This window comes from Caulobacter sp. GW821-FHT09B11 (genome assembly GCF_059418205.1).
This window is the reverse complement of the sequence record NZ_JBWKPK010000009.1, coordinates 1-12,123: the sequence shown is the minus strand read 5'-3', so window position 1 is coordinate 12,123 and position 12,123 is coordinate 1. Positions and strand designations below refer to the sequence as shown.

Genomic DNA, 12,123 nt, shown 5'->3' with positions numbered 1-12,123 from the left:
CGCCCCCCCCCCCCCCCCCCCCCCCCCCCCCCCCCCCCCCCCCCCCGCCGCTGCCCAGCCCAGTCTCGCCCCCTCCACCGCTTCGCGGTCCCCCTCCCCCGCAGCCGGGGGAGGAGCAGGTTTCGCCGAATAGCGTAAACCGTTGTTAAGGCTCGCTGTTAAGGTCTGCGACACCTCTCCGAAAGCCGGTGTTTACCCCCGTGCTGTACCACTCTGAACCAACAAGAGCCTCGCTCCATGTCGGGCGCGGCCGGTTCTGGTGGATGGCCTTCAATGACCAAGACGGTGCTCGTCGTCGACGACGATCCGACCCAACGTCGACTGATCCAGGCGGTGCTGGAGCGCGAAGGATTCGCCGTCTCCCACGCCGAAAGCGGCGACGCGGCCATGGCCCACCTGGCGGCCGGGGCGCCCGCCGACGTGATCCTGCTCGACCTCGTCATGCCCGGCCTGCCGGGCCAGGAGGCGCTGAAGGAGATGCGCGCGCGCGGCTACGCCCAGCCGGTGATCGTGCTGACCGCCAGCGGCGGCGTCGACACCGTGGTCAAGGCCATGCAGGCCGGCGCCACCGACTTCTTCATCAAGCCGGCCAGCCCTGAGCGGATCACCGTGTCGATCCGCAACGCCCTGTCCATGGGCGACCTCAAGGGCGAGGTCGACCGACTCAACAAGCGCGTCTCGGGCCGCACCACCTTCGCCGACCTGATCGGAACCTCGCCGGCCATGACCATGGTCAAGCGCATCGGCGAGCGGGCGGCCAAGAGCTCGATCCCCGTGCTGATCACCGGCGAGAGCGGCGTCGGCAAGGAGCTGATCGCCCGCGCCGTGCACGGCTCGTCGGATCGCGCCGGCAAGCCGTTCGTGGCCGTCAACTGCGGCGCCATCCCGGAAAACCTCGTCGAGTCGATCCTGTTCGGCCACGAGAAGGGCAGCTTCACCGGCGCCTCCGACAAGCACTCGGGCAAGTTCAAGGAAGCCGACGGCGGCACCCTGTTCCTCGACGAGGTCGGCGAGCTGCCGCTCGACGTCCAGGTCAAGCTGCTGCGCGCCCTGCAGGAGGGCGAGATCGACCCGATCGGCTCCAAGCGTTCGGTCAAGGTCGACGTCCGCATCGTCTCGGCCACCAACCGCGACCTGTCGGCCGCGGTGAAGCAGGGACTGTTCCGCGAGGATCTCTATTACCGCCTGAACGTCTTCCCGGTGGAGGCGCCCAGCTTGCGCGAGCGCCGCGAGGACATTCCGGCCCTGGTCGAGGCCTTCGTGCGCCGCTTCAACGTCGAGGAAGGCAAGCGCGTGGTCGGGGCCTCGCCCGAGACGCTGCAGATCCTCTGCGCCTTCGACTGGCCCGGCAACGTGCGCCAGCTGGAGAACGCGGTCTATCGCGCCATCGTCCTGGCCGACGCGCCCTACCTCCAGCCCTACGACTTCCCGGCCATCTCGGGCGTCGTGGCCCCGCCGCTGGAGGCCTCGCCGACCGAGGCCCCGCCGGAGATGATTCAGGCCGCCGCCATCTTCGCCGACGGCCCGGTCGGCGAAGCGCCGGTGCGCATCCTCGACGGCCACGGCCACCTGCGGACCCTGGAAGAGATCGAGCGCGACCTCATCCAGCACGCCATCGAGGTCTATGCCGGCCACATGAGCGAAGTCGCCCGCCGCTTAGGCATCGGCCGCTCGACTCTTTATCGCAAGGTGCGCGAGCAGGGCATCGACGTGGACGTGAAGGAAGCGTCGTAAGCGCTAGAGGCGTCCGGCTGCTTCAAATCGACGCTGAATTTCGAAGGTGAAGGCGACTTCCTCGGGGTCGACTTCGCCGTCTGCGTCGATAACGCGTCGGATCGAGCGCATCAGCGCCTTCGGATTGCCCTCGCCTTGGCACATGCGGTTCAGAGCTCTTTCAAAGGCGCGCTCATCGGGAACCCATGATTGAACGCGTCGGCGTATTTCGTTCTCGCGCAGCGGCTCGTCCGCGCTCAGCAGAACGTGTTTGACGATCTCGTCCTGTTCGTCACGGTCCAGATCGCCGTCAGCGGCACCTATGAAGCTGAGAATGATAATTTCGTCTCGGCAGGCCTGCACGGCCAGGAGTTCGGGGCTCTTTGCCGCTGCCTCGTCAGCGTCCATGTACCTGAGGAGCGGGTGCGTTCGAAAATAATCGAGGGCATCTTCATGGACCTCGCCTGTCGCTAGATCCGTAGCTTCCACGATCCGCGAGGCCATGAACATTCGCATCGACTGTCTCATGTGACAGTAGGCGGTCAATCGAACCTCCGCGACTTCGTTGAGGAGGTTTCGCAAAGTGATGCATCGTCCCGACAGTTGGCGTTTGGCGTCCTCATAAACGATGTGGAACGCCATGGGCGTAGCCGGAGGGTCTTCGACTACGACCTCCATGCCGACGTCATCAAATTCTGAGCCGGCGATCTGACGGCCCAGGCGTTCGGCTCTGGCTCCAGACAGTCGCCGGTGAAAGGCCGAGCGGGCGGTGACGAAGTGATCGATGCTTAGCGTGGTCATGGTTTCTCCCCCTGACCTTCAAGCTAGAGCACGATCTGAGGAGGAGTCGATAGATTTACTCCCGCGACGTATCTCGCGCGCCCCACCGCGCCGCCAACGCGATCGGAACGCCCACCAGCAAAAGGTGGGCGCCGAAGTTGTTGATGAAGCGCGGCCAGGCGAAGGCGGCCGGCGGCGCCACGGCGCTGAGCGGCAGCACCACGTAGTTCATCACGACATAGGTCGCCGCCCCGTAGGCCAGGCCCATCAGCACCGGCCGCCGGACCAGCACCGGCAGGCGGCGCGCGGCGGCGACGTAGAGCCCCGCCATCACCGACATGATGAAATAGTGCAGGACGAGGCCCAGGGCCGCCGTCGCGGTTCCCCCTTGGAACGCGGCCTTGCCCAGCAGGCCGCTGGCGATCGCGTGCAGGATCCGCTCGGGCGGCACGCCCTTGGTCACGCTCCAGAAGGTGAAGGCGTCGGTGATGTCGAGCGTGCCGGCGACCAGCGTCGCCGCCGCGACGACGAGCACGAACGGGCGCGCGCCTGACGCGCGGCTGTCGATGGTCATTGGACGGTTCCTCCCCGTTCCCGGCGGCGAGGCTATTGCGGCGAACGGCGTTCGGCAATCTTGGCGAGGTTCAGTCCTCGGCCTCTTCCGCCGTCTCGGGCTCGGGCTGGCGGCCGCGGCGGGAAAAGCCCTTGCCGCGCTGCATCGGCTTGCGCTCGCCCTTGGCCTTGGCGGTGATCTCTTTGAGCTTGATGGTCTGGTTGACCGACAGGGCCTGGCCGGCGCCGCCCTTTTCGGGATCGCCGAACGCCCGGCCGTAGGTCTCGATGCGCTGGGCGACCGAGCCCAGGAACTCGCCCTCCCAGTCGGAGAGCTCGACCCCGCCCTTGTCGGCCATCCGCTTGGCCTTCTTCAGGGCGTTCAGGGCCGCCTTCCTGGCCTGGGTGCGGGGATCGGGCGGCTTGGCGCGCATGGGCCAAGCCTAGCATCAAAAAGGCCCTCTCCGGGGAGAGGGCCTTTTCAAAATCAGATCTCGCCGATGGCCGAGAGGTAGAGGTCGAGGATGGCGTCCTCTTCCTGGCGCTTGGCGCGGTCGGTCTTGCGCAGGCGGACCACCTTCTTGAGCACCTTGACGTCGAAGCCGTTGCCCTTGGCTTCGAGGTAGACTTCCTTGATCTGCTCCATGATCTCGGCCTTCTCGAGCTCGAGGCGCTCGACGCGCTCGATGATCGACTTCAGCTGGCCCTGGGCGGTGGAGTTCAGAACGTCGGCGTGCGGGATGGCGTCGTCGGCCATGGAGATCTCTCGCGAAAGGGGCTGGAACCGGAAGGCGCGGAACCTAGTGCGGACGGGCTCGAAGGGAAAGCCGATTCAGAGCAGGCCGTGGGCTTGAATCACAGGTCGCAGGGCGGCCGGGTCGACGAAGTGGTGGACGTGGAAGCCCATCGCCCGCGCCGCCTCGATATTGGCCGCGCTGTCGTCCACGAAAAGAAGATCCGTGGGCGACAGGCCCGTGCGCTCCAGGGCGATCTCGTAGATCCGGCGTTCGGGCTTGATGGTCCGCTCCACGGCCGAGACCACCGGATCGCGCAGGTGGCGGAAGACCGGGCTCATGGCCTGCACGCCGGGCCAGGCCTGGCTGGACATGTTGGTCAGGGCGTATTGCGGCACGCCGACGGCGGCCAGGTCCTCGATCAGGGACTCGGTCTCGGGGATCGCGCCGGAGAACATCTCGTCCCAGCGGTCCCACCAGGCGGCCAGGTGCTCGACGTGCTCGGGGAACTGGGCGGCGCGCAGGGCGATGTTCTCGCCGAAGGTCAGGCCCCGGTCGGTTTCGCTGTGCCAGTCCATGGTCCCGACATGCGAAAGGAACCGGTCGAGATCGGCCGGTTCCTTGAAGATCTTCGCGTAGAGCGTGCGCGGGTTCCAGCGCACGATGACATTGCCGACGTCCCAGAGCATGGCCCTGGGAGACGCGGGCAGGGTCATTAGCCCTGCTTGGCCTTGAAGCGCGGGTCGGTCTTGTTGATGATGTAGATGACGCCCTTGCGGCGCACCATCTTGCAGTCGCGGTGGCGACCCTTCAGCGACTTCAGCGAGCTGCGAACCTTCATGACCGTCTCTGTTTTCAGCGGAGAGGTTCGGGCGCGCCAAGAGGACTCGCCGGAACATCCGGATGTTTCGGAGGGCGTGCGTATAGGCAAGACCCGGGCGAGAGTCAATCGACCTGGGGCCTTTCGCGCGCGGCGTTTGCGCGCTGTGGCTCTCAGGCCTCCGCCTGGGCCTGCGAAGGCGGGGCCGGCTTGAAGGAAAGGCCCTTGGGCGGAGGCGGTCCGAAGCGGTTGTCGGCGTTCTTGCCGGGCAGGGCGCCCAGCGCGACCAGCAGGCCCGCCAGCAGCAGCACGGCCACGCCCAGAGCGCTCTGATAGGGCTGGGGCGGCAGGATGAAGCCGCCGCCGAAGATCAGGGCCGTCTCGGCGATGAAGAAGCCGCCGGCCCACCAGCCGCTGCGTCCCAGGTCGTGCAGGCGCGGCGCGGCGGCGATCAGCAGCACCACCTGGGCGGCGGGCATCGGCCGCTTGAACACCAGGGCCGAGATCAGGGCCGCGGCGATGGCGACGCCGACGATGACCCAATAGGTGGCGCGGTTGATCCGGCCCTTCAGAAATTGCACGTGCGAGCACTCCCAGTTCGGCCAAGCCCTTAGAACAAAGCTTCGCCGGTGGCGATGCGAAGGCGGGAACTCACCGCGTCCTGGCGTCCTTGTGATTGAAGCTTTCGCACGAACCCCGGTAGCCTGCCCGCATGGATAAACGCGTATTCCTCGTTCTGCTGCTGGCCGGCTGCGCCGACACGACCGTCAACGCGCCGCTGGCGCCGTCGACCCCGGTCGCCCCGCCTCCGGCCGCGCAGGCGCCCGCCGCCCCGACCCAGCCGAGCGCCGTGACGGCGATCGAGACCGGCGGCCAGGTCGCCGCCTTCAACGCCTGGCTGGCCGACTTCAAGCCCCGCGCGGTGGCCGCCGGCGTGCCCCAGGCGGTGGTCGATCGCGAGCTGGACGGCCTGACGCCGAACCCGCGCGTCATCTCGCTGGACGGCCGCCAGCCGGAATTCTCCAAGCCGGTCGGCGACTACATCAAGGGCGTGATCAGCGACGACCGCGTGGCCGTGGGCCGCGCCAAGCGCGATCAACTGGCGTTCCTGCCGACCGTCGAGAGCCGCTACGGCGTGCCGCGCGACATCCTGCTGGCCGTCTGGGCCATGGAATCGGCCTTCGGCAAGATCCAGGGCGACTTCGACGTCGTGCGCTCGATGGCCAGCCTCGCCGCCGACGGCCGCCGCCGCGCTTGGGCCGAGGGCGAGCTGATCGCGGTGCTGAAGATCATCGCCTCGGGCGAGGACCGCCGCGACCAGCTGAAGGGCTCGTGGGCGGGGGCGATGGGCCAGACCCAGTTCCTGCCGTCCAGCTATCTCTCCACCGCCGTCGACTTCGACGGCGACGGCCGCCGCGACATCTGGGGCAGCGACGCCGACAGCCTGGCCTCGGCCGCCAACCTGCTGGCCAAGGGCGGCTGGAAGCCGGGCGTGGGCTGGGCCAGGGAAGTGATCCTGCCGGCCGGCTTCGACTACAGCCTGGCCGAGGGTCCGCGCGAGGTTCCGTCGTGGTGGGAGGCCAAGGGCGTGAAGCGGGCCGACGGCCTGCCCTGGACGGCCGCTGACGCCGCTCAGCCCGCCGGGCTGATCCTGCCCGCCGGCGCGGCCGGGCCGGCCTTCCTGGCCCTGCCCAACCACTTCGCGATCCGCAAGTACAACAACTCCACCTCCTACGCCCTGGGCATCGGCCTGCTGGCCGACCGCTTCGGCGGCGGCGGGCCGCTGGTCGCGCCCTGGCCGGTGGAGCAGCCGCTGTCGCTGGCCGACCGCATGGCCGCCCAGATCGCCCTTGCGCGCCTGGGCTTCGATCCGGGCCCGGCCGACGGCGTCATCGGCGCGGGCACCCGCAAGGCCCTGCGCGCCTGGCAGCAGAGCCGCCAGCTGCCGGCAGACGGCTACCTGTCGTCGGACATGGTGGTGAAGCTCAAGGCCCAGGCGGCCATCACCTGATCCCTCTCCCCTTGCGGGAGAGGGTGGCCCCGCGGAGCGGGGTCGGGTGAGGGGTGTCTCAAACGCGAAACGCCGCGGCAGCTGTGCAGCTGCCGCGGCGTTTTTCGTGGGTGCGACCCCTCATCCGTCGGCTTTCGCCGACACCTTCTCCCGCAAGGGGAGAAGGGTCTTACGCCGCCTGGCTGACCTGCGGCGGGAACACGTCGTCCATGCGCAGATAGGTGATCAGGCGGGTGTCGACCGACAGGATGGCCTGCACGAAGCGCAGCTCGTCGGCGCCCATGTCCGGGGCCGGCTGCAGGTGGTCGCGGGTGATGGTGAAGGTTTCCGACACGGCGTCGACCAGGATGCCGGCCAGGCGGTCATGGCACTCGACCACGACGATGACGTGGCGGGTTTCCGGGACGGTGACGCCCAGGCCCAGGCGGTTGCGCAGGTCGATGACCGGCATGATCGCGCCGCGCAGGTTGATGACGCCCTTGAGGAAGCCCGGCGCATGCGGGATCGGGGTCGCCGGGGTCCAGCCGCGGATCTCGCGGACGGTCTTGACGTCGATGCAGAACTCCTGCTCGCCGATGCAGAAGGAGATCAGCTCCAGGGCCGGTTCGGCTTGGTCGGTCATCAGGAAATCCCCGGGAATTGGAAGGCTTGCGCGGACGTCTCCGCTCGCCTGCCACAAGAGCCCGGGCGCCGTTTAACAACGGTTAATGCTGAAGTTTTCCGGTGGTTTTCGAGGCGAGGCGGATTGTCGCGCCCCTGCCGCGTCCATGGGCGCCCAAGGAACGGGCGTCAGCTCGCCGCGCGCAGGCGCTTCTTGAGGAACATGGCCGCGTCGGCTTCGGCCAGGGCCGCCTCCGGCTCGGCGCCGGCCTCGATCTCGCGCACGCCGAACGAGACGTGCAGCGGCGCGCTCCATTCGCCGAACTGGACGGGCACGTTGCGGATCGCGTTGGCCAGGCTTTCGCCCTTCATCTCGGCGGTGGCCTTGTCGGCCTGGACCAGCAGCACGGCGAACTCGTCGCCGCCCATGCGACCGACGATGTCGCTCTCGCGCACATTGGCCAGCAGGCGCTCGGCCACGGCCTTCAGCGCCGAGTCGCCGGCGGCGTGGCCGAAGCGGTCGTTGACGGCCTTGAAGTTGTCGAGGTCGAAGAACACCAGGCTGGCCGGCGAGCCGTAGCGCTGGGCGAAGGACGAGACGCGGCGGACCTCGCGCAGGAAGGCGCGGCGGTTCAGCACTGGGGCCAGCACGTCCATGTCGGCCAGGGTCTCGGCCTCGGTCAGGCGGTACTTCAGGCGCGAGACTTCCGAGCGAAGATCGTCGATCTCGGTCATCAGGGTCTGCAGGGCGGCCTGCACCTGGGGCGTCAGGTCGGCGGGCTCCAAACCGAGAAAGCCGGCCTTGTCGACGGGCACGCTGCCGCGCGGCGCGGCCGACACGCCGGCGGCGTCGGCGAGCGCCCGACGGCGGATCGCGGAGAAGGTTTCGGTGCGGGCGCCTGAGATCTTCATCGGAGGTGCAGCGAATCACTTTCGGTCAAGCTGAATGGAAATCTGCGTTTTCTCGTTAACCATGACAATGGCGGGCCGGGGCCGGCGCCAATACGCCGCAGGCGAGGGGCGGGGCGCCCCAAGCGCGCCAAAGCCCGCGCAACCTGCGGAAGCGACATGAAAAACGTCCGAGAACGGGCTTTGGCCTGGGGAAGCGACCCGCTATAAGGCGCGCGATTCAAGGGGCCGCCCTGGCGCCTTCGTCGTTCTAGGAAGACGCCGATGACCACGTCCGCGCCGCCTGTCGCCATCGTCATGGGCAGCCGCTCCGACTGGCCGACGATGAAGAAGGCGGCCGACGCCCTCGACGAGCTGGGCGTGGCCTACGAGGCCAAGGTCGTCTCGGCCCACCGCACGCCCCAGCGCCTCGTCGAATTCGCCACCGGCGCCAAGGCGGCCGGCTTCCAGGTGATCATCGCCGGGGCCGGCGGCGCCGCGCACCTGCCGGGCATGGTGGCGTCGATGACGCCGCTGCCGGTGCTGGGCGTGCCTGTGCAGTCCAAGGCCCTCAGCGGCCTCGATTCCCTGCTGTCGATCGTGCAGATGCCGGGCGGCATCCCCGTGGCGACCCTGGCCATCGGCGAGGCGGGCGCCAGGAACGCCGGCCTGCTGGCGGCCCAGATCCTGTCGCTGGCCGATCCCGCGCTCGCCGCCCGCCTGGACGCCCAGCGCGCGGCCCAGACCGACAGCGTCGCCGAAAGCGTCGAGGACTAAAGATCATGACCGCCTCTCCGGCTCTTCCCCTGCCCCCCGGCTCCACCCTCGGAATCCTCGGCGGCGGGCAACTGGGCCGGATGCTGGCCCAGGCCGCCTCGCGGCTCGGCTTCGACGTCGTGATCCTCGATCCCGAGGAGAACAGCCCGGCTGGCCGCGTCGCCGCCCGCCAGATCGTCGGCGCCTATGACGACCGCTGGGCGCTCAAGCGCCTGGCCGAGGCCTGCCAGGTCGTGACCTACGAGTTCGAGAACGTGCCGGCCGACACCGTCGCCGAGCTGACGGCCCTGGGCTGCGAGGTCGCCCCGGGCGCCGCCGCCCTGGCCGCCGCCCAGGACCGTGTCGTCGAAAAGACCTTCCTGGCCGAGATCGGCGTGCCCACCGTGGCCTTCGCCCCGGTCGACGACGAGGAAAGCCTGCTGGCCGCCGTCGCCAGGATCGGCGCGCCGAGTCTCTTGAAGACCCGTCGCGAGGGCTATGACGGCAAGGGTCAGGCCTGGATCCAGCGTCCGGGCGACGCCGTCGCCGCCTTCGAGAAGATCGGCCGCCAGCCGGCCATCCTCGAGGCCCCGGCCGATTTCGGCCGCGAACTGTCGGTGATCGCCGCGCGCGGCCGCAACGGCGAGATCGTCTGCTACCCGCTGTCGGACAACCACCATGAGGGCGGCGTCCTGCGCCGCACGATCGCCCCGGCCAAGGTCACCCCGGCCGAGCGCGACCAGGCCGAGGCCATCGCCGCCAAGATCCTCACCGCCCTCGACTATGTGGGCGTGATCGGGGTGGAGCTGTTCGAGCTGGCCGGCGGCAAGCTGCTGGTCAACGAGTTCGCCCCGCGGGTGCACAACACCGGCCACTGGACCCAGGACGGCTGCGAGGTCGACCAGTTCGAACAGCACATCCGCGCCGTCGCTGGCTGGCCCCTGGGCCCCACCGCGCCGCTGGCCCGGGTGGAGATGACCAACCTGCTCGGCCCCGAGGTCGACGCCTGGAAGAAGCTGGCCGCCGAGCCCGAGACCCGCATCCACCTCTACGGCAAGGGCGAGGCCCGGCCGGGCCGCAAGATGGGCCACGTCAACCGCCTGCGGCCCCTGGAGGGCTGAGATGGGCGGTCAGGTCACCATCGGCCTGATCGGCGGCATGAGCTGGGAAAGCTCGGCGCATTACTATCGACTGATCAACGAGGCGGTGCGGGCGCGGCGCGGGCCGACGGCGTCCGCCCAGTGCCTGCTGTGGTCGTTCGACTTCTCCGAAATCGAGGCCCTGCAGCACGCCGGCCGCTGGGACGCGCTGGCTGAGCGCCTGGTCGAGGCCGGCAAGGCGCTGGAGCGGGGCGGGGCCGACTTTCTGGTCCTCTGCACCAACACCATGCACCGCCTGGCCGGAGAGCTTCAGGCGGCTGTCGACCTGCCGCTGCTGCACATCGCCGACCCGACCGGCGCGGCGATCCAGGCGGCGGGCCTGCGCAAGGTCGGCCTGCTGGGCACGGCCTTCACCATGGAGCACGCCTTCTATCGCGGACGTCTGGAGGAGCGGTTCGGGCTGGAGGTGCTGGTTCCGGAGGCCGACGACCGCGCCCTGGTCCATCGGGTGATCTACGAGGAACTGGTGGCCGGGGTGGTGCGCGAGGAGTCCCGCCAGGCCTATCGCCAGGTCATCGCCCGGCTGGTCGAAGCCGGCGCCGAAGGGATCATCCTGGGCTGCACCGAGATCATGCTGCTGGTGGGGGAGGGCGACAGCCCGGTCCCGGTGTTCGACACCACGACCCTGCACGCGCTGGCGGCCGTGGAGCGGGCGCTGGGCTCCTAGGTCCTTCTCCCCTTGCGGGAGAAGGTGTCGGCGAAGCCGACGGATGAGGGGTCTCTCAAAAGCAAGACGCCACGCCAGGTCGTTCCGTTGTCGCGGCGGAAAGGCCTGTCGACCCCTCACCCGACCCGCTTCGCGGGCCACCCTCTCCCGCAAGGGGAGAGGGATCAGGATCTGGCGTACCGCATCTTCGCCAGCGCGGTCAGGAACTCCGCCGCCAGGTTCGGAACCTTCACGCCCGCCTTCCACTTCTCGAAGGCCATCACGCCGTCGATGCGGGCGTCCAGGTGCTTGAGGGCCGAGTCGCGACCCGAGGCGAGATCGACGGCCAGGGTCGAGACCAGGATCCCCGACAGGATGGCGCGCTTGGAATAGTGGTTCTCGTCGGTGGCGACGTCGCCGGCCCAGCGCCACAGCTGGTCGGCGCTTTCCCACAACAAGGTGAGCGCCAGCGGCAGGTTGGTCGGGAAGGCCATGAAGGCGGCCCAGCGGCGGACGGCCTCGCTGTCGTGGGCGGCCGCGTCGATGCGGGCGATGACGCCCTCGCGAATCTTCTGGCGAATCTTCAGCGCCGCCGGATCGAGTTTTCCGAGCGTCGCCATGGCCTGGGCGTCGTGCCGGCGGGCCAGCAGGGCGGCCAGATCCCGCGGGCCCTGGGGCAGCAGAAGATCGGTCTCGCCGGGCGACAAACCGGCCGCCGCGGCGGCCGCGCGGGCCAGGGCGGCGTTCCAGCCAAGGCGCGGCGACAGGCGCAGGGCCTCGTCCAGCACCTTCTGTTCGGCCTTGTCGGCCCAGTCCTGCGTGGCTTTGGTCGCGGCGTCGCTCATGAATCCGAGTCTACACCGGTGTTTAGCGCTCGTCGCGCATGGACACGCGCCCTCGCCTCTGCTATCTGCCGCCCCTCGTCGCCCGGAAGCACCCCTTTCAGGGCGTAAGGTTTTTATTCGCCCGCCCGGCCCCTCAAGAGGGACTTGGGAAATTGGTCGGGCCGTCGAATGGAGAGTCACCCCTGGTCCAGATTTTCGTCCGCGACAACAACGTCGATCAGGCCCTCAAGGCCCTGAAGAAGAAGATGCAACGCGAAGGCTCGTTCCGCGAGATGAAGCGTCACGTGCATTATGAAAAGCCCTCGGAAAAGCGCGCCCGTCAAAAGGCCGAAGCTGTCCGTCGCGCTCGCAAGCTGGCCCGCAAGCGCGCTCAGCGCGAAGGCCTGCTGCCGATGCCGAAGAAGGCTACGCGTTAAGAGCGCCGTCGAGGCGCGGATCTTCGCGCCTCCGCGTTCCACGCACCCGAAAACAGACGAAACCCGCGCCGGGCGACCGGCGCGGGTTTTGTTTTGCGCGAAAGGCGCCTCCCCCGTGCAACGGGGGAGGTGGCGCGGCGCCATCGGCGACGTGACGGAGGGGGCGACCGCCGGCACGGCGCCCAGTCTCGGGGGGGGGGGG

General features: G+C 69.0%; 16 protein-coding genes. 6 read left to right on the top strand and 10 right to left on the bottom strand.

The window, feature by feature from the left end:
• Positions 1-273 precede the first annotated feature (273 nt).
• Complete coding sequence (locus AC07N1_RS08565) at positions 274-1,734, top strand: sigma-54-dependent transcriptional regulator (RefSeq protein WP_494671409.1); 1,461 nt, start codon at positions 274-276, stop codon at positions 1,732-1,734.
• Positions 1,735-1,737: 3 nt separating this feature from the next.
• Here the strand turns inward: AC07N1_RS08565 and AC07N1_RS08560 are convergent, their stop codons facing one another.
• The 7 genes from AC07N1_RS08560 to AC07N1_RS08530 form a co-directional block, all read right to left on the bottom strand.
• Positions 1,738-2,514, bottom strand: a complete 777-nt coding sequence (locus tag AC07N1_RS08560) for a tellurite resistance TerB family protein (protein ID WP_494671408.1) — start codon at positions 2,512-2,514, stop codon at positions 1,738-1,740.
• A gap of 55 nt (positions 2,515-2,569) precedes the next feature.
• Positions 2,570-3,067, bottom strand: a complete 498-nt coding sequence (locus AC07N1_RS08555) for a hypothetical protein (RefSeq protein WP_494671407.1) — start codon at positions 3,065-3,067, stop codon at positions 2,570-2,572.
• A 70-nt stretch (positions 3,068-3,137) separates the two neighbouring features.
• Positions 3,138-3,479, bottom strand: a complete 342-nt coding sequence (locus AC07N1_RS08550; RefSeq protein WP_494671406.1) for a hypothetical protein — start codon at positions 3,477-3,479, stop codon at positions 3,138-3,140.
• A 53-nt stretch (positions 3,480-3,532) separates the two neighbouring features.
• Positions 3,533-3,802 carry a nucleoid-associated protein GapR gene (gapR, locus tag AC07N1_RS08545; RefSeq protein WP_494671405.1) on the bottom strand — a complete coding sequence of 90 codons (270 nt, stop codon included), beginning with the start codon at positions 3,800-3,802 and terminating at the stop codon, positions 3,533-3,535.
• A gap of 75 nt (positions 3,803-3,877) precedes the next feature.
• On the bottom strand, positions 3,878-4,495 hold the full coding sequence (locus AC07N1_RS08540) for an HAD family hydrolase (protein WP_494671404.1): 618 nt from the start codon (positions 4,493-4,495) through the stop codon (positions 3,878-3,880).
• Complete coding sequence (gene ykgO / locus AC07N1_RS08535; protein WP_004616427.1) at positions 4,495-4,620, bottom strand: type B 50S ribosomal protein L36; 126 nt, start codon at positions 4,618-4,620, stop codon at positions 4,495-4,497. Before ykgO ends, AC07N1_RS08540 begins: the two co-directional genes overlap by 1 nt.
• Before the next feature lie 152 nt (positions 4,621-4,772).
• A complete protein-coding gene (locus tag AC07N1_RS08530) occupies positions 4,773-5,180 on the bottom strand; it encodes a DUF805 domain-containing protein (RefSeq protein WP_494671403.1) in 408 nt (135 codons plus the stop codon).
• Between the two features lie 131 nt (positions 5,181-5,311).
• On the opposite strand from AC07N1_RS08530, the gene AC07N1_RS08525 reads away from it, so the two are divergent.
• Positions 5,312-6,610 carry a lytic murein transglycosylase gene (locus AC07N1_RS08525; RefSeq protein ID WP_494671402.1) on the top strand — a complete coding sequence of 433 codons (1,299 nt, stop codon included), beginning with the start codon at positions 5,312-5,314 and terminating at the stop codon, positions 6,608-6,610.
• A gap of 169 nt (positions 6,611-6,779) precedes the next feature.
• On the opposite strand, the gene AC07N1_RS08520 is transcribed toward AC07N1_RS08525, so the two are convergent.
• Together AC07N1_RS08520 and AC07N1_RS08515 are read right to left on the bottom strand one after the other, a co-directional pair.
• On the bottom strand, positions 6,780-7,235 hold the full coding sequence (locus tag AC07N1_RS08520) for a chemotaxis protein CheW (RefSeq protein ID WP_199228406.1): 456 nt from the start codon (positions 7,233-7,235) through the stop codon (positions 6,780-6,782).
• Between the two features lie 164 nt (positions 7,236-7,399).
• The gene (locus tag AC07N1_RS08515) at positions 7,400-8,122 is read right to left on the bottom strand and encodes a GGDEF domain-containing protein (RefSeq protein WP_494671401.1); all 723 of its coding nucleotides are present in this window, start codon (positions 8,120-8,122) and stop codon (positions 7,400-7,402) included.
• A 261-nt stretch (positions 8,123-8,383) separates the two neighbouring features.
• Here AC07N1_RS08515 and purE point away from each other — a divergent pair, with 261 nt between their 5' ends.
• From purE to AC07N1_RS08500, 3 genes are read left to right on the top strand one after another with little or no spacing between them, the layout of a single operon-like run.
• On the top strand, positions 8,384-8,875 hold the full coding sequence (purE, locus tag AC07N1_RS08510) for a 5-(carboxyamino)imidazole ribonucleotide mutase (protein WP_494671400.1): 492 nt from the start codon (positions 8,384-8,386) through the stop codon (positions 8,873-8,875).
• Between the two features lie 5 nt (positions 8,876-8,880).
• Positions 8,881-9,975, top strand: coding sequence for a 5-(carboxyamino)imidazole ribonucleotide synthase (locus AC07N1_RS08505; protein ID WP_494671399.1), 1,095 nt, complete (start codon positions 8,881-8,883; stop codon positions 9,973-9,975).
• A 1-nt stretch (position 9,976) separates the two neighbouring features.
• Positions 9,977-10,681 (top strand): aspartate/glutamate racemase family protein, encoded by a 705-nt coding sequence (locus AC07N1_RS08500; RefSeq protein WP_494671398.1) that lies wholly within the window; start codon positions 9,977-9,979, stop codon positions 10,679-10,681.
• Positions 10,682-10,845: 164 nt separating this feature from the next.
• On the opposite strand, the gene AC07N1_RS08495 is transcribed toward AC07N1_RS08500, so the two are convergent.
• On the bottom strand, positions 10,846-11,505 hold the full coding sequence (locus AC07N1_RS08495) for a COQ9 family protein (RefSeq protein WP_494671397.1): 660 nt from the start codon (positions 11,503-11,505) through the stop codon (positions 10,846-10,848).
• 182 nt (positions 11,506-11,687) lie between these two features.
• Between AC07N1_RS08495 and rpsU the strand changes: the two genes are divergently transcribed.
• A complete protein-coding gene (rpsU, locus tag AC07N1_RS08490; protein WP_487292076.1) occupies positions 11,688-11,921 on the top strand; it encodes a 30S ribosomal protein S21 in 234 nt (77 codons plus the stop codon).
• The last annotated feature ends 202 nt before the right edge of the window (positions 11,922-12,123 follow it).